The following is a 15768-nucleotide window of genomic DNA, read 5'->3' on the forward strand; positions in this document are numbered from 1 at the left end:
GAGGGGGGGCGGGCCGCGTCCGGGCCTGACAGCAGCTTGGTCTCCCCCCGCCCCCCCGGCGTCCCCCGTGGTAAGCATTTTCTTTGCCTTCTCCCGCCGCCGTATTGTCTAGACACCACCGGTCGCCCCGGCAATCGTGATGGTGCGGACAGCACCGGTTTGCCCCGAAGGAGCCCCTCATGACCCCGCCCGTCGTCCACTCGCTGCGCGAACAGATCCGCGAGCACATCGTGGACGGTATCGTCAGCGGGCGCTGGAAGCCCGGTGAGCGGATCGTGGAGCGCCGGATCGCCACCGAGCTGGAGGTCAGCCAGACGCCCGTGCGCGAGGCGCTGCGGGAGCTGGAGACGCTCCGGCTGATCGAGTCGGCGCCCAACAAGGGCGTACGGGTCCGCAATCTGACCGCCGCCGACCTGGAGGAGAGCTACCCCGTACGGGCCGGTCTGGAGCAGATCGCGGCGGAGCTGGCGGCTCCGTCCCTCGGCGAGGACTGCTCGCGCCTCACACCGCATGTGACGGCGCTCTACGAGGCGGACCGGCTGGCCGACGGAGAGGCGCAGGTACGGCACACCGTGGGCTTCCACCGCGAGATGGTGCGGGCCGCCGGGAACGCGGTGCTGCTGCACACCTGGGAGGGGCTGGGCATCGAGGTGTTCACCGCCCTGTCGATCCGGTGGCTGGGCACGGTTCAGAAGTCGTACGCCGAAGAACACGAGGCGCTCATCGAGGCGTTCCTGCGCAAGGACCCGGACATCGGGGTACTGGTCAAGGCGCACGTGCTCGGCTGCGCGCCGCGCGCCTGAGAGGCTGTCGGGTGACCTCGGACCGGAAAAGCGGACGCGGTCTGGTGCGTGCGATTCCAAGGCGGAGGAGGGAGGCGACGCGAAGCGTCGTCGACCGACGACAACGCGGGAAGCGTGCGTGCCAGGGCGTGGCCGACCGTACGCATCTGTCGCGAGGGGCGCTCGCCTGTGCAGGCGGGTGCCCCTTTTAGGTGCTAAATCCCGTCACTCCGTGCCCCGTTTCGCGGCACCGCATGCCACTTTCTTCATATCGAGAAGTTTTGCTCTTCATCCTTTGATCGATCATCGATCGGCGCCTTACAGTTCATTCGCGGGCCCACCGGCCCCATCGCCCTGTCCTGCCAGTCAGGGCCTTCTCCACCCCCCTCCACTCCGGAAGGCGGCGATCATGACCGACCCCGTAGGAAAGCTTCCGAGCGAGCTCGACCAGCTCCCGGACCGTGACCCCGAGGAGACCGCCGAATGGGCGGCCTCCCTGGATGCCGTCACCAAGGCCGCGGGCCCGCACCGCGCCGCGTACCTGATGCGCCGCTCGCTCGAGCACGCCGAGGGCGCCGGTCTCGCGCTGCCCAAGCTGCTGGAGACCGATTACGTCAACTCCATCCCGACCGCCGCCGAGCCCGCGTTCGACGGCGATCTGGAGATGGAGTCCAGGATCACCGCCTGGAACCGCTGGAACGCGGCCGCGATGGTCACCCGCGGCGCCCGGTTCGGCGTCGGCGGCCACATCGCCACCTTCGCCTCGGCGGCCTGGCTGTACGAGACCGGCTTCAACCACTTCTTCCGCGGCAAGGAGGGGGACGGCTCCGGCGACCAGCTCTACATCCAGGGCCACGCCTCCCCCGGCATCTACGCCCGCGCCTTCCTCGACGGCCGGCTGAGCGAGCAGCAGCTCGACAACTTCCGCCAGGAGGCGGGCGGCGACGGTCTGCCGTCCTACCCGCACCCGCGGCGGCTGCCCTGGCTGTGGGAGTTCCCCACCGTGTCGATGGGCCTCGGCCCGCTCTCGGCGATCTACCAGGCGCGCTTCAACCGCTACCTCGCCAACCGCAACATCAAGGACACGTCGAACTCGCACGTCTGGGCCTTCCTCGGCGACGGCGAGATGGACGAGCCCGAGTCGACCGCCGCCCTCGCCCTCGCGGCCCGTGAGCGGCTCGACAACCTGACCTTCGTCATCAACTGCAACCTGCAGCGCCTCGACGGCCCGGTCCGCGCCAACTTCCGCGTGGTCCAGGAGCTGGAGGGCGCGTTCCGCGGCGCCGGCTGGAACGTCGTCAAGACGCTCTGGGGCAACGCCTGGGACGAGCTGTTCCGGCTGGACACCACCGGTGCGCTGGTCCGCCGGCTCCGGGAGGTCCCGGACGCGCAGTTCCAGACGTATGCCACCCGCGACGTCGCGTACATCCGCGAGCACTTCTTCGGCGCCGAGCCCGCGCTCGCCGAGCTGGCCAAGCTGCTCACCGACGCGAAGATCGCCGAGTGCTTCTACACCTCGCGCGGCGGCCACGAGGCCCGCAAGGTGTACGCGGCGTACCGGGCCGCCGTCGAGCACAAGGGCGCGCCGACCGTGATCCTCGCCCAGACGGTGAAGGGCTACACGCTCGGCAAGGGCTTCGAGTCCAAGAACGCCAACCACCAGATGAAGAAGCTGTCCGTCGACGAGTTCAAGGACATGCGCGAGCTGCTCGGACTCCCGATCCCCGACAGCGCCTTCGTCGACGGCCTGGTGCCCTACGGCCACCCGGGCGCCGACTCCCCCGAGGTCCGTTACCTCCAGGAGCGCCGCGCCGCCCTCGGCGGTCCCGCCCCGGCCCGCCGGACGCACGCCGTGGCGCTGCCCCAGCCCGAGGAGCGCGCGTTCGCCGCGCTGAAGAAGGGCTCCGGCAAGCAGGAGATGGCCACCACGATGGCCTTCGTGCGCCTGGTCAAGGACCTGATGCGGGACAAGGAGACCGGCAGGCGCTGGGTTCCGATCGTCCCGGACGAGGCCCGTACCTTCGGTATGGAGTCGCTGTTCCCGTCGGCCGGTATCTACTCGCCGCTGGGCCAGACGTACGATCCGGTCGACCGCGACCAGCTGATGTACTACAAGGAGGCCAAGGACGGCCAGATCCTCAACGAGGGGATCACCGAGGCCGGAGCCATGGCCGACTTCATCGCCGCCTCGACGTCGTACGCGACGCACGGCGAGACGATGATCCCCTTCTACATCTTCTACTCGATGTTCGGCTGGCAGCGGACCGGCGACCAGTTCTGGCAGCTCGCCGACCAGCTGGGCAAGGGCTTCATCGTCGGTGCCACGGCGGGCCGTACGACGCTGACCGGCGAGGGCCTCCAGCACGCGGACGGCCACTCGCACCTGATCGCGTCCACGAACCCGGCGTCGCTCAACTACGACCCGGCGTTCGCGTACGAGATCGCGGTGATCGTCAAGGACGGTCTGCGGCGGATGTACGGCCCCGAGGCCGAGAACGTCTTCTACTACCTGACGGTCTACAACGAGCCGAAGCCGCAGCCCGCGATGCCGGAGGGCGTCGAGGAGGGCATCGTCAAGGGCCTGTACCGCTTCAAGGAGGGCACCCCGGCCTCGGCCGACGCCCCGCGGGTCCAGCTGCTGGCCTCCGGAACGGCGATCCACTGGGCCCTTCAGGCGCAGGAGCTGCTGGCCGCGGACTGGGGGGTCACGGCCGACGTCTGGTCCGCCACCTCCTGGGGCGAGCTGCGCCGCGAGGCGCTGGAGTGCGACGAGGCGCTGCTCCGGGGTGAGCAGCGGGTGCCGTACGTGACCCAGGCGCTGGAGGGCGCACCGGGTCCGGTCGTCGCGGTCAGCGACTGGATGCGTCAGGTCCCGGACCAGATCAGCCAGTGGGTGGAGCAGGACTGGTCCTCGCTCGGCACGGACGGCTTCGGCCTCTCCGACACCCGCGACGCGGCCCGCCGCCACTTCGGCGTCGACGCGCAGTCGGTCACGGTCGCGGCCCTGGCCCAGCTGGCCCGCCGCGGCGAGGTGACCGCCTCCGCGGTCAAGGAGGCCCGGGAGCGGTACGGGCTCTGACGGCCCGGAAGACGGGGTCCGGGCCCGCCCCGGCCCCCGTCTCGCCCGTCCGGCGCAGGCTTTGTCCTCGATCGCCGGACGGGCTTGATCTGCCCCCGGAGCCGGCAAGACCAAGCCTGTCCGGCGATCGAGGACGTCTTTGGAGCCCGGCCGGCGCTTGAGGCCACCTCCCCCGGGCCCGGGGAACACGCACCGCGCACCGCGGCCACAATGGCCGCATGCGCGCTGCCCGTCTCATCAGAATGGTGCTGCTCCTGCAGTCCCGTCCCGCCATGACCGCCGCCGAGCTCGCCCGGGAGCTGGAGGTGTCCGAGCGGACCGTGACCCGGGACGCGCAGGCGCTCTCGGAAGCGGGTGTCCCGGTGTACGCGGACCGGGGCCGGATCGGGGGCTACCGGCTGGTCGGCGGTTACCGCACCCGCCTCACCGGCCTCGCCCGTGACGAGGCCGAGGCGCTCTTCCTCTCCGGACTGCCGTCCGCCCTGCGCGAGATGGGCCTGGAGGACGCCGCGTCCGCCGCCCGGCTCAAGGTGTCGGCGGCCCTGCTGCCCTCGCTGCGGGACGCCTCCGACAGTGCCGGCCGGCGCTTCCACCTGGATGCTCCCGGCTGGTACCAGGAACCGGTCACCCCCGAACTGCTGCCGGCCGTCGCCGAGGCCGTCTGGGACGACCGGATCGTCCGTGCCCGCTACCGCCGGGGCGGCCGGGACGGCGATGTGGAGCGGGAGATGGCACCGCACGGGCTCGTCCTGAAGGCCGGCGTCTGGTACGTCTGTGCCCGGGTGGGAGACGACTTCCGGGTGTACCGGATCGACCGGTTCTCGGCCGTGACGGTGTCCGACGAGCGGTTCGAGCGCGACGAGCGATTCGATCTGCCGGGCTTCTGGGACGAGCGGGCCGCCCAGTTCGCCCGTTCGCTCCTGCGGACCGAGGTGACGGTGCGGGTGTCGCCGGAGGGTGTACGCCGACTGCCGCACACCATGGACCGTTCGGCGGTCCACGAAGCCCTGGAGGCGGCCGGCCCGCCCGATGCCGAGGGGTGGCTCACGGTCACCCTGCCGGTCGAGTCCGACGAGGTCGCCTACAGCCAACTGCTGGCCCTGGGGCCGGAGTCGGAGGTCCTGGAGCCGACCGCCCTGCGGGACCGTTTCGCCGCGGCCGCCGAACGCCTGCGCGAGCTCTATCGCTGAGGGTTACTTTTCCCCGCGTCCGCGTGCGTCGCCTGTCGCCAGGGCCGATGCTTGACCCGTGATGGACGAGACGGAGTTCTGGGAGCTCATCGACAGCTCCCGCGCGGCCGCCGAGGGCGACCCCGAGGACCAGGCCGACCTGCTCGTCGAACGGCTGGTGCGGCTCGATCCCGATGCGGTGCTGGACTTCGCCAGGCACTTCGAGGCCCGTTTCAACCGCGCCTACCGCTGGGATCTGTGGGGCGCCGCCGCCGTGCTGCTCGGTGGCGCGAGCGACGACGCCTTCGACTTCTTCCGCTGCTGGCTGATCGGCCAGGGCCGGGAGATCTTCGAGGGCGCCCTGCACGACCCGGACAGCCTCGCCGATCTCCTCGACGACTTCGACGAGGAGATCGACGGGGACGCCGAGGATCTCGGCTACGCGGCCGACGAGGCGTACGAACAGCTCACCGGCGTGGTCGCCCCGGACCTCGGCCTGCCGCCCCAGACCGCCGAGCCCGAGGGGACCCCCGTGAGCTTCGAGGACGAGGCGGCCCTGGCGGAGCGCTTCCCCTCGCTCTGGGAACGGTTCGGGCCGGGCTGACCGGTGCTCCCGCGCCGTCGCGTCAGAAGTGGGTTCCGCCGTCGATCCGGATCTCCGTACCGGTGATGAACGCCCCGTCCCGGGAGCCGAGCATCGCGACGACGCCGGCGACGGTGTCCGGGCTGGCGAAGCCCGCCCCGAGGGCCGGGGACAGCTTCATGAAGAGCGACATGTCGGCGTCGGCGGGCAGCCCCGGCCCGTTGCCGCTGGTCATGTCGGAGGAGATCGAGCCGGGCGCGACGGCGACGAACCGCAGCCCCTGCTTGCTGTACTCGCTCGCCAGCGCGTGCGTCATCGACTGGATGCCGCCCTTGCTCGCCGCGTACGCCGACATGTACGGGTGCGCGAAGCTCGCCGAGGTGGAGGAGAAGTTCACGACAGCCGGCTCGTCGCCCGCCAGCAGGGCCGGTATGGCCTCGCGGATCATCAGGAACGTACCCGTGAGGTTGACCGCGATGATCTCGTTGAAGAACTCCAGCGATGTCTTGTGGGTGTGCTCGGAACGCAGGATTCCGGCCGCGTTGACCAGGACGTCGAGCCCGCCGAGGGTCTCCACGGCGGAGGCCACGCCCGCCCGGACCGCGGCCTCGTCCGAGATGTCCAGGACGAGGGTGGTGAGGCGCCCGGCGGTGCCGTTCGCCACGGCCGTGCCGTGGGTGGCCTTCAGTCCGGCCTCGTTGACGTCGGCCGCGACGACGCGGCCGCCCTCGGCGAGGACGCGGTGGACGGTGGCCTGCCCGATGCCGGAGCCGCCTCCGGTGATGAGTGCGCGGCGGCCTTCGTAGCGGTTCATGTCCGCATCTCTCCCGATCCCGGTGACTGCTGTCCCGAAGCGTTTCGGCGGCGCCCCGATGACGTCCCGATCGATGTCCACCGTACGCCTTGATGGCACGTTTTGCCATGACGGCATTTCGCGCACACCTCTCCCCCGCCGGGGTAATCTCCTGGGAATGAGCACCGAGCCGACTCAGCCGTCCCTCACCGAGCGCCGCAAGGCGGCGACCCAGCTGGACATCGCGCGCGCCGCGGCCTCGCTCTTCGCCGAGCGGGGCCCCGACGGCACCACGGCGGAGGACATCGCCGGCCGGGCGGGCGTGGCGCTGCGCACCTTCTACCGCTACTTCCGCTCCAAGCAGGACGCGGTGGGTCCGCTGCTCTCCGGCGGCGCCGAGCGCTGGCGGGCACTGCTGGAAGCGTCCGAGCCCGGGGACCCGCTCGCCGGGATCCTGGAGCGGGCGGTCACCGAGGCGCTCCGGGCGCCGGGCGCGGACGGCGCCGAGCAGCTCGGCTGGACGCGCGGGCTGCTGCGGGCCGCGGCGGACGACCCGGCGCTGCGTGCCGTCTGGTACCGGGTCAATCAGGATTCGGAGGAGCGGCTGCTGCCGGTGCTGACCCGGCTGGCGGGCGACGGGGCGGACCCGCTGGAGGTCCGGCTCGCCGCGGCCGCCGCCACGGACGCGGTACGTGTCGCGCTGGAGGCCTGGGCGGCGACGGACGCGCCGACGACCGGGCCCGGCTCACCCGCCGATCTGGCGGTGCGCTGCCTGCACGAACTCATCGGCGGCATGCGGCTGTTCAAGGGCTGAGCGGGGAGCGAGAGCCGGTCCGGACCGATCCGCCGGGCAGTCCCCGGGGTCACGGGGCGAGCGAGCGGCCCATGAGTACGTCGTCGACGTAACGCCCGTCCAGGAAGAACTCACCGGGCAGCACGCCCTCCACGACGAACCCCTCCGACTCGTACAGGGCGCGCGCGGGCGCGTTGTGCCCGAGCACCCGCAGGGTCATCCGGTTCGCCCCGTCACCGCGGGCGGTCGCGAAGGCGGCCCGCAGCAGGGCCCTGGCGACGCCGCGGCCGCGCGCCCAGCCGGCCACGACGAGGCCCTGTATCTGCTGGACGTGGGCGTTGCAGGCCAGCGGGCTCGCAGGGACCAGCCTGATGTATCCGGCCGGGCGCAGCTCGCCCGCGTCGTCCCGCACCTCGGCCACCAGGAAGCCCTCGGGCCGGTGGCGCTCGTCGAAGAACGGCGCGTACGGCGGCTGCGGCCTGGGCATCACGGCGTGCAGCGTCGACCAGGTGGCGCGGTCGAGTTCACCGAGTGCGGCCTCGTCGGAGAGGGCGGCGGGACGGACGGAACAGGCAGGGTGCGCGGGGTTCTCGGGCATGCGCGTCACTGTGCCACGGCACCCCTCGCCCGGTCAGCCGCATTTCGCCGCTCGCCGCACCGAGGACACGAGGGCTGTCGGCCCGGCAGGTGGGCCCGGCCGGGGCCGCTGGGGCAGGATGGACCCATACTGCCCTCCCGTATCGCTGTCACCGGAGCATCCGGACTCATCGGAGCGGCGCTGGTGCGTTCGCTGCGGGCCGACGGGCACGAGGTGGTGCGCCTCGTGCGGCATCCCGCGCGGGCCGGCGACGAGGTGGAGTGGGATCCCGGGCGGGGGTACGTCGACGTGGCGGGCCTGGTCGGCTGCGACGCCGTCGTCCATCTCGCCGGGGCCGGGGTCGGTGACCACCGCTGGACAGCGGCGTACAAGCGGGAGATCCGGGACAGCCGGGTGCTGGGGACGGCGGCGATCGCCGAGGCCGTCGCCTCGCTGGACGTACCGCCGAAGGTGCTGCTGTCCGGGTCGGCGATCGGCTACTACGGCGACACCGGGGACCGCGCCGTCGACGAGAGCGCCCCGGCCGGCGAGGGCTTCCTGCCGTCCGTCTGTGTGGAGTGGGAGGCGGCCACGGCGGCCGCCCAGGAGGCGGGCGTACGGACGGTGCACGCGCGCACCGGTCTGGTCGTCGGCCGCGAGGGCGGCGCCTGGGGCCGGCTCTTCCCGCTGTTCCGGGCGGGGCTCGGCGGCCGGCTGGGCAACGGGCGCCAGTACTGGAGCTTCATCGCGCTGCACGACGAGGTCGCGGCACTGCGCCACATCCTGGACACGGAGTCGCTGTCGGGTCCGGTGAACCTGACCGGACCCGACCCCGTCACCAACAGCGAGGTGACGGCCGCGATGGGGCGGGTGCTGCACCGCCCCACGCTCTTCACGGCTCCGGCACCGGCCCTGCGGATCGCCCTGGGGGACTTCGCGGAGGATGTGCTGGCCAGCCAGCGGGTGCTGCCGGGTCGGTTGCTGGACTCGGGCTTCGTGTTCGCCTTCCCGGGAATCGACGGGGCGATCCGCGCGGCGCTGCGCTGAGAGAGCACCGGCACTCGCCGGACCTCCTCCCGCGCGCCGCCGGTCGGCGCACCCTCCGCGAAATCGGACGGACATGCGACCCCGTGCAACGGTGCCCCGGGTGCGCGCGACTGCGTCTTCGCCGGCCGCCCTCCTAGCCTCCTTGCGAACTCGGGCATTCCGGGGGCCTGTTGGGGGCAAGAGCCTCCCAGCAGTCGCGCCGACTCGGGGAGGGGCACGTGCTCAGCACGGCACACCACGCGGACGTCGTCATCATCGGGGCCGGGATCGCCGGTCTGTCAGCAGCCCATCGATTGACCAGTGCAGGGGTAAGCGTCAGCGTCCTGGAGGCCGGCCCCCGGGTCGGCGGCCGGATGACCACCGCGGAGCTGGACGGCTTCCGGCTCGACCACCTCGGCCCGCTCCTCAGCACCTCCTACCCGGAGCTGCGCACGACGCCCGGCCTCGAAGGGCTGCTGCTGCGCAACTTCGCCCCGGGGGTCCTCGTCCACAGCGAGGGGCGCCAGTACCGCACCGGCGATGTACGGGGCGCTCGGGGCGCATTCAAAGCAGCGCGCGCCCTCGCAAGCGCCCCCCGGCCACCGATGGGCGGGCCGATCGACCAGGCCCGGCTGGGCGCCGCCCTGTCCCGGCTCGCCGCCACCCCGTCCGCCCGCATCCTGGCCCGGCCCGAACAGACCGCGCTCGCCGCCCTGTCCCACCGCGGCCTGCCCTCCCGTACGGTCAACGGCTTCCTCCGCCCGCTGCTCTCCGCGCTGCTCAGCGACCCCGGACTCAGCACGTCCAGCCGGTGCGCCGACCTCGCCCTGCGCGGCTACGCCCGCGGCAGGCTGTGCGTGCCCGCGGGCGGCTCGGGCACCCTGCCCGAGCTCCTGGCTGCCGCGCTGCCGCCCGGCACCGTACGTACGGGTGTGCACGTCACGGCTGCCGACATCACCTCGGTCCGTACCAAGGAGCACGGCGAACTGGGCTGCCGTTCCCTGCTGCTGGCGACCGGCGCGGGCGCCGCCGCCGAGCTGCTGCCCGGTCTGCGGGTGCCGCCCTTCCACGCCGTGACGGTCCTTCACCACACCGCCCCCGTTCCCCCGCCGACCGGTGCCGCACTGCTGCTGGACGCCGACCGGTCGGGCCCGGTCGCGCACACCGCGGTGATGAGCGCGGTCGACCCCTCGCGCGCCCCGCGCGGCCGTACGCTGATCAGCTCGACGGTGCTCGGCACCCCGCCGCCCGACCTGGACCGCACGGTCCGCGCCCATCTCGCCGCGCTGTACGGCACCCCCACCGACGACTGGGAGCTGCTGGCCTCCCACCACGACCCCGAGGCGGTCCCCGCGATGTCGGCCCCGCACGATCCGCGCCGCCCGGTGCGGCTGCTCGCCGGTCTGTACGTGTGCGGCGACCACCGCGACACGAGCACGGTGCAGGGCGCCCTGTTCTCGGGCCGGCGCGCGGCCGAGGCGATCCTCACCGACCTGGGCGTACGGCCGGGGAGCGGGACGGCGCTGTCCGAGGCGGCGTAGGGCTCGCGACGTCCGGGGGCGCCGGTGGCCGCGCCCCCGGACTCACCCCAGGGCGGCGACCCGGTCGCGGTAGCCCCGTACCGCCGCGGCGTCCCGGTACGGCTCCAGGCGTCGCTCGAAGTCCCGGACGTACTCCGTCGCCCGCACCGACCGCATCTCCGCGGCCTGCTGGGCGGCCTCGGCACCGAGCACGCACGCCTGGTCGAGCTCGCCGAGCCCGAGCCGGGCGGATGCCAGCACCACCCGGCAGAACAGCCGGCTGCGGGCGTACGCCGGGGAGCGCAGCTGGAGGGAGCGCTCCGCGTGCTGCGCCGCGGCCCGGTACTGCTGCAGATCCCGGTGGCAGTGCCCGAACTCGTCGGCGAGCTGTGCCTCGTCGAAGTACCGCGCCCAGTGCGGCACCTCGTCCCCGTGCCGGGCGATCTCCAGCGCGCGTTCCGCCCGCGCCAGCGAGGTGGTGCAGGGCCTGGCCTCGCCGAGCACCCCGTGACCGCGTGCCTCGACGGCGTGCAGCAGGGCCTGGACGACGGGCGGCGCCGACGAGCCGATGCCCTGCTGGGCCACCCGGGCCAGCTGCACGGCTTCCCTGCCGTGGCCGAGGTAGACCGCCTGCCGGCTCATGGTGATCAGGACGTAGCTGCCGTACGCGCGGTCCCCGGCGGCCTGGGCGAGCCGCAGCGCCTGGACGAAGTACCGCTGGGCCAGGCCGTGGGCCGCGATGTCGTACGAGGTCCAGCCCGCCAGCCGGGTCAGGTCGGCGGCGGCGGAGAAGAGCCGGCGGCCGGTCGCCTCCCCGTACGTCCCGCGGAGCATGGGTTCCGTCTCGTGCTCCAGGTATCGGACGAGGGCCTGGCGGGCGTGGCCGCCGCCGTAGGCGTTGTCGAGGGTGCGGAAGAGCTCGCCGACCGAGCGCAGGGCGGCGACGTCACCGCCGCTGACCCGCTGGCCGGGGCCGCGGTCGGTCTGCCGCTGCCGGGGGACGCCGGGGGCGCCCGGCAGCCCTGTTCCCGGCGGGGCCGGAGCCGACGGGAGTGTGGGCGAGCCCGGTGGCGCGGACGGTCCGGAGGGCCGGGAGGGCACGGGCCCACGGACCCCGCGGCCACCGGCGCCCGACGCCGCCGTCCCGCCGTGCGCCCCGTACAAGCCGTGCGCTCCCGGCACTCCGCCGGGGCCGCCGGGGCCGCCGGGGCCGCCGGGGCCGCCGGGCCGCACGGAACCACCGGTCTCGGCGGCTCCCGCCGTCCCCGTGGCCCCGGCGGTCCCACCGCCCCCGAGGGGCCTGCCGATCCCTCCGGCCACGTGGGCGCCACTGGTCGCGTGGGCCCCACCGGTCGCGTGGGCGCCACCGACCCCACCGGTCCCGCCGCGCGCCTGGGGCGAGGGCTCGCTCCCCCGTCCCACCCACTCGTCGGCCCGTCCGATCAGCCAGTCCCTGCTGGGGACGACGAGCCCGGCCGGAGTGAAGGCGATCTTGCGCAGCTCCGCATGGCTGCCCGAGTCCTTCCGCCACAGCCCGCTGACGATGTCGACCGCCTCCGCGGGCGTGGCCGCGAACTCCAGGCCCGCGTAGACCGGGGCGCACGCGTCGAGGCCCAGGTCCTGCGCGGAGAGGCGGCGCCCGAGCCGCCGGGTGAAGACCTCGGCGATCAGCGCGGGGGTGGTCCCGCGGGGCTGCTGACCACGCAGCCAGCGGGTCACGGAGGTCTTGTCGTACCGCAGGTCGAGGCCGTGTTCGAGGCCGAGTTGGTCCACCCTGCGGGCGAGGCCGGCGTTGGAGAAGCCGGCCTCGGTGATGAGGGAGGCGAGTCGGCGGTTGGGGGTGCGCTGCGGAGGTCGTTCCGACATCAGCTGTACGGTCTCCTGCCTTCGGGGCCGGGCGGGCGCCCTTATGGAACGGCGTGAATTTAGCGGCCTCCGCGGCGGTCACAGCCACCTTCGCTTCACTTTCATCCGATCGTGTGAGGATTGAGGTTGGCGCTGACGGGAAGACCTGCCGGGCCACCGTCCGGGGGCCGGTCGTACAGTGGCCCGGGGCGTGATTCAGTGCATGGTGACGCGGCTCCGGACACCCCCCGGCTCCCGGCACCGCGAGTAGGAAGGCATCTGTCGTGGCTGAGCTTCGGTTCGTCCGGCTGGGATTCGGCGAGGAAGCCGTCGACTACCAGGAGGCCTGGCAGAAGCAGCGCGAGGTGCACGCGGCCAGATTCGAGGACACCGTCCCGGACACCTGCCTGCTGCTCGAACACCCGCCCGTCTACACGGCCGGGCGGCGCACGACCGAGAGCGAACGCCCACTGGACGGCACCCCCGTCATCGACGTGGACCGCGGCGGCAAGATCACCTGGCACGGTCCCGGGCAGCTGGTCGGCTACCCGATCCAGAAGCTGCCCCGCCCGGTGGATGTCGTCGCGCATGTCCGTCGGCTGGAGGACGCGCTGATCCGTACCGCCGCCGAGTTCGGCGTGGAGACCACCCGGGTCGAGGGCCGCAGCGGCGTCTGGGTGCTCGGCGACCCGGTCGAGGACCGCCCGGCGATCGGCGGACTCTCCCTGGACTTCGACCCGAGGCTGCACGACGAGGAGTTCGACGCCCGACTGAACGGCCCCGAGTACGCCCCGTCCAACGCCGGCCAGCGCCGCGAGGACCGCAAGCTGGCGGCGATCGGCATCCGGGTGGCCAAGGGCGTGACCATGCACGGCTTCTCCTTCAACGTGAACCCGGACAACACCTGGTTCGACCGGATCGTGCCGTGCGGCATCCGGGACGCGGGCGTCACCTCGCTGGCGTACGAGCTCGGCCGCGACATCACCATCGCGGACGTGCTCCCGGTCGTCGAGAAGCACCTCAGGGACGTCCTGGAGAACGCCGAGCTCGCCCCGCGCGCCATCGAGCGCCCGACGGATGCCGTGGCCACGGCATGACGCTCGGAGCACCCCTCCGGGAATAGGCCCTGCCGGCCACAGGTTGGCCACACGTAAAGCCGTTTGAACCACGGGCGTACCCTGGTGTTCGCCGAAGAATCCAATGCAGTGAAAGCAAAGGGGAGTGCCGGAGTGTCCGCTGTCGCACCCGACGGGCGCAAGATGCTGCGCCTCGAGGTCCGGAACAGCCAGACCCCCATCGAGCGCAAGCCCGAGTGGATCAAGACCCGGGCGAAGATGGGCCCCGAGTACAACCAGCTGCAGAAACTCGTGAAGAGCGAGGGTCTGCACACGGTGTGCCAGGAGGCCGGCTGCCCCAACATCTTCGAGTGCTGGGAGGACCGGGAGGCCACCTTCCTCATCGGTGGTGACCAATGCACCCGGCGCTGCGACTTCTGTCAGATCGACACGGGCAAGCCGCAGGCGCTGGACCGGGACGAGCCCCGCCGCGTCGGCGAGTCCGTCGTCGCGATGGACCTGAACTACGCCACCATCACCGGCGTCGCGCGCGACGACCTGGAGGACGGCGGTGCCTGGCTGTACGCGGAGACCGTGCGCCAGATCCACGCGCTGACCGCGGAGCGGGAGGCCGGCCGCACCAAGGTCGAGCTGCTGATCCCCGACTTCAACGCGGAGCCCGAGCAGCTCGCCGAGGTCTTCTCCTCGCGCCCCGAGGTGCTCGCGCACAACGTCGAGACGGTGCCGCGGATCTTCAAGCGGATCCGCCCCGGCTTCCGTTACGAGCGCTCCCTGGAGGTCATCACCCGGGCCCGCGAGGCCGGTCTGGTGACCAAGTCCAACCTGATCCTCGGCATGGGCGAGACCCGCGAGGAAGTCAGCGAGGCGCTCCAGGACCTGTACGACGCGGGTTGCGAGCTCATCACGATCACGCAGTACCTGCGGCCCTCCGTGCGCCACCACCCGGTCGAGCGCTGGGTGAAGCCGCAGGAGTTCGTGGAGCTGAAGGAGGAGGCCGACGAGATCGGCTACTCCGGCGTGATGTCCGGGCCGCTGGTCCGTTCCTCGTACCGCGCGGGCCGTCTTTTCCAGCAGGCGATCGAGCGTCGCGGTGCCGCCGCCGCGGCGCCCGCCGTGTGAATCCGAGCACAAGAAGCTACCGCACGGTAATAACTGATTCGACGCGGCCCGTACGCTCCCCGCAGGTCGGGGGCGCGTATGGGCCGCGTCGGCGTGCGCGCCGCCCGTATCAAGGTTTCATTGGTGTTTGACCGACCGGTCATGCGCTGGTAACACCGAGCAGTGACGCTGGGTGCACACGGTGCGGTGGCCGGCAGCAGCCGTCCCGGCCGCTGCCGCCCTGCTTCCCGCATCCCAGCGCACGCCACCCACTTCGCGCAACGCAGTCCCGGGCAGTTCGGTCCGGGCAGCTGAGTCCACGCAACTCAGTCCGCACATCAGCTCCGAGGAGATTTCCACGATGCAGGCCGTGCCGGTACGCGCCACCGCCATCCCTTCCGTCACCGATGCTCTCCGTGCCGTCGAGTCGCTGGTCCTGGGCAGCGGCCAGCGCACCGCCCGCCGCAACGCCTGGACCGCCGTCCTGGAGGACCGGCGCCGGGCCAAGGACAGGGTCGAGGCCGAGTACGTACTGGAGGCCGCGGCCGACCACCGTTCCTAGGCCACGTAAACTTCTGTACATGGCGAGGAAGTCAAACACTGAAGGCGCGGACAGCGCCGAGAACGCGGGGCGACTCAAGCAGATCGCCCTGACCTACAAGATGGCCAGGCGGTCCGACCCGAAGGTCGGTCTTGTGGTCGCGGGCGTGGGAATTGTCACCTTCGGTGTCATCCTCGGGGTCGGCTTCCTGATCGGCCACCCGATCTATCTGGGCATCCTGGGCTTCGTGCTGGCCCTCCTCGCGATGGCGATCGTCTTCGGACGGCGTGCCGAGCGTGCCGCCTTCGGGCAGATGGAGGGGCAGCCGGGCGCCGCGGCGGCGGTGCTGGACCGTGTGGGCCGGGGCTGGACCACGACACCCGCGGTCGCGATGAACCGCAGCCAGGACGTCGTCCACCGCGCCGTGGGCAAGGCGGGCATCGTGCTGGTCGGCGAGGGCAACGGGAACCGGGTGAAGCTGCTGCTCGCGGCCGAGAAGAAGAAGATGGCGCGCATCCTGGTCGACGTACCGGTGCACGACATCATCGTCGGCAACGACGAGGGCCAGGTGCCGCTCAAGAAGGTGCGCACCAAGATGCTGAAGCTGCCGCGCGTCCTCACCGGCCCGCAGGTGACGGCCGCCAACGACCGGCTGCGCGCGATGGGTGACCTGATGAGCAACATGCCGCTGCCCAAGGGCCCCATGCCGAAGGGCATGCGGATGCCGCGCGGCGGAAAGATGCGCTGACGTCGGACATACGAAGAGGCGGGGGGGGGGGGGAGGGGAGGGTGGGGGGGGGGTGGAGGGGGGTAGGGTCCGGCCGGTGTTTTTTTGTGGCAAGTGCTTGTCTCTTGGGGCGTTTGCGCGTCTACCACATTCTTCGTT

At 72.3% G+C, this 15768-nt stretch carries 14 protein-coding genes; 11 read left to right on the forward strand and 3 right to left on the reverse strand.

Annotated features, from left to right (window positions below; genetic code table 11):
* Positions 1-179 precede the first annotated feature (179 nt).
* The 4 genes from ACFVX4_RS00990 to ACFVX4_RS01005 all read left to right on the forward strand — a co-directional run bounded on the left by ACFVX4_RS00990 (position 180) and on the right by ACFVX4_RS01005 (position 5634).
* Positions 180-803, forward strand: a complete 624-nt coding sequence (locus tag ACFVX4_RS00990) for a GntR family transcriptional regulator (protein WP_266420209.1) — start codon at positions 180-182, stop codon at positions 801-803.
* A gap of 388 nt (positions 804-1191) precedes the next feature.
* Positions 1192-3861 (forward strand): pyruvate dehydrogenase (acetyl-transferring), homodimeric type, encoded by a 2670-nt coding sequence (aceE, locus tag ACFVX4_RS00995; RefSeq protein WP_389970509.1) that lies wholly within the window; start codon positions 1192-1194, stop codon positions 3859-3861.
* Positions 3862-4079: 218 nt separating this feature from the next.
* On the forward strand, positions 4080-5051 hold the full coding sequence (locus tag ACFVX4_RS01000) for a helix-turn-helix transcriptional regulator (protein WP_389970512.1): 972 nt from the start codon (positions 4080-4082) through the stop codon (positions 5049-5051).
* A 61-nt stretch (positions 5052-5112) separates the two neighbouring features.
* Positions 5113-5634 carry a DUF4240 domain-containing protein gene (locus ACFVX4_RS01005; RefSeq protein ID WP_389972036.1) on the forward strand — a complete coding sequence of 174 codons (522 nt, stop codon included), beginning with the start codon at positions 5113-5115 and terminating at the stop codon, positions 5632-5634.
* Between the two features lie 22 nt (positions 5635-5656).
* Here ACFVX4_RS01005 and ACFVX4_RS01010 read toward each other — a convergent pair whose 3' ends face one another.
* Complete coding sequence (locus ACFVX4_RS01010) at positions 5657-6427, reverse strand: SDR family NAD(P)-dependent oxidoreductase (protein ID WP_389970515.1); 771 nt, start codon at positions 6425-6427, stop codon at positions 5657-5659.
* A 157-nt stretch (positions 6428-6584) separates the two neighbouring features.
* On the opposite strand from ACFVX4_RS01010, the gene ACFVX4_RS01015 reads away from it, so the two are divergent.
* Positions 6585-7220 carry a TetR family transcriptional regulator gene (locus ACFVX4_RS01015; protein ID WP_389970518.1) on the forward strand — a complete coding sequence of 212 codons (636 nt, stop codon included), beginning with the start codon at positions 6585-6587 and terminating at the stop codon, positions 7218-7220.
* Positions 7221-7269: 49 nt separating this feature from the next.
* Here ACFVX4_RS01015 and ACFVX4_RS01020 read toward each other — a convergent pair whose 3' ends face one another.
* Positions 7270-7797: a GNAT family N-acetyltransferase gene (locus tag ACFVX4_RS01020; protein WP_389970521.1), complete on the reverse strand. Its 528-nt coding sequence runs from the start codon at positions 7795-7797 to the stop codon at positions 7270-7272.
* A gap of 129 nt (positions 7798-7926) precedes the next feature.
* Between ACFVX4_RS01020 and ACFVX4_RS01025 the strand changes: the two genes are divergently transcribed.
* Both ACFVX4_RS01025 and ACFVX4_RS01030 read left to right on the forward strand, forming a co-directional pair.
* Complete coding sequence (locus tag ACFVX4_RS01025) at positions 7927-8823, forward strand: TIGR01777 family oxidoreductase (RefSeq protein ID WP_389972038.1); 897 nt, start codon at positions 7927-7929, stop codon at positions 8821-8823.
* Positions 8824-9041: 218 nt separating this feature from the next.
* Positions 9042-10343, forward strand: a complete 1302-nt coding sequence (locus ACFVX4_RS01030; RefSeq protein WP_389970524.1) for an NAD(P)/FAD-dependent oxidoreductase — start codon at positions 9042-9044, stop codon at positions 10341-10343.
* A 42-nt stretch (positions 10344-10385) separates the two neighbouring features.
* Here ACFVX4_RS01030 and ACFVX4_RS01035 read toward each other — a convergent pair whose 3' ends face one another.
* Positions 10386-12188: a regulator gene (locus ACFVX4_RS01035; protein WP_389970527.1), complete on the reverse strand. Its 1803-nt coding sequence runs from the start codon at positions 12186-12188 to the stop codon at positions 10386-10388.
* A gap of 263 nt (positions 12189-12451) precedes the next feature.
* On the opposite strand from ACFVX4_RS01035, the gene lipB reads away from it, so the two are divergent.
* From lipB to ACFVX4_RS01055, 4 genes are all read left to right on the forward strand, one after another.
* On the forward strand, positions 12452-13264 hold the full coding sequence (gene lipB / locus ACFVX4_RS01040) for a lipoyl(octanoyl) transferase LipB (protein ID WP_266420190.1): 813 nt from the start codon (positions 12452-12454) through the stop codon (positions 13262-13264).
* Between the two features lie 132 nt (positions 13265-13396).
* The gene (gene lipA / locus ACFVX4_RS01045) at positions 13397-14362 is read left to right on the forward strand and encodes a lipoyl synthase (RefSeq protein WP_389970530.1); all 966 of its coding nucleotides are present in this window, start codon (positions 13397-13399) and stop codon (positions 14360-14362) included.
* A gap of 340 nt (positions 14363-14702) precedes the next feature.
* Positions 14703-14903 (forward strand): hypothetical protein, encoded by a 201-nt coding sequence (locus ACFVX4_RS01050; RefSeq protein ID WP_385327145.1) that lies wholly within the window; start codon positions 14703-14705, stop codon positions 14901-14903.
* Between the two features lie 19 nt (positions 14904-14922).
* The gene (locus ACFVX4_RS01055) at positions 14923-15630 is read left to right on the forward strand and encodes a DUF4191 domain-containing protein (RefSeq protein ID WP_389970533.1); all 708 of its coding nucleotides are present in this window, start codon (positions 14923-14925) and stop codon (positions 15628-15630) included.
* Positions 15631-15768: the final 138 nt, after the last annotated feature.

The organism is Streptomyces sp. NPDC058240, assembly GCF_042882135.1.
Taxonomy (GTDB): Bacteria; Actinomycetota; Actinomycetes; order Streptomycetales; family Streptomycetaceae; genus Streptomyces.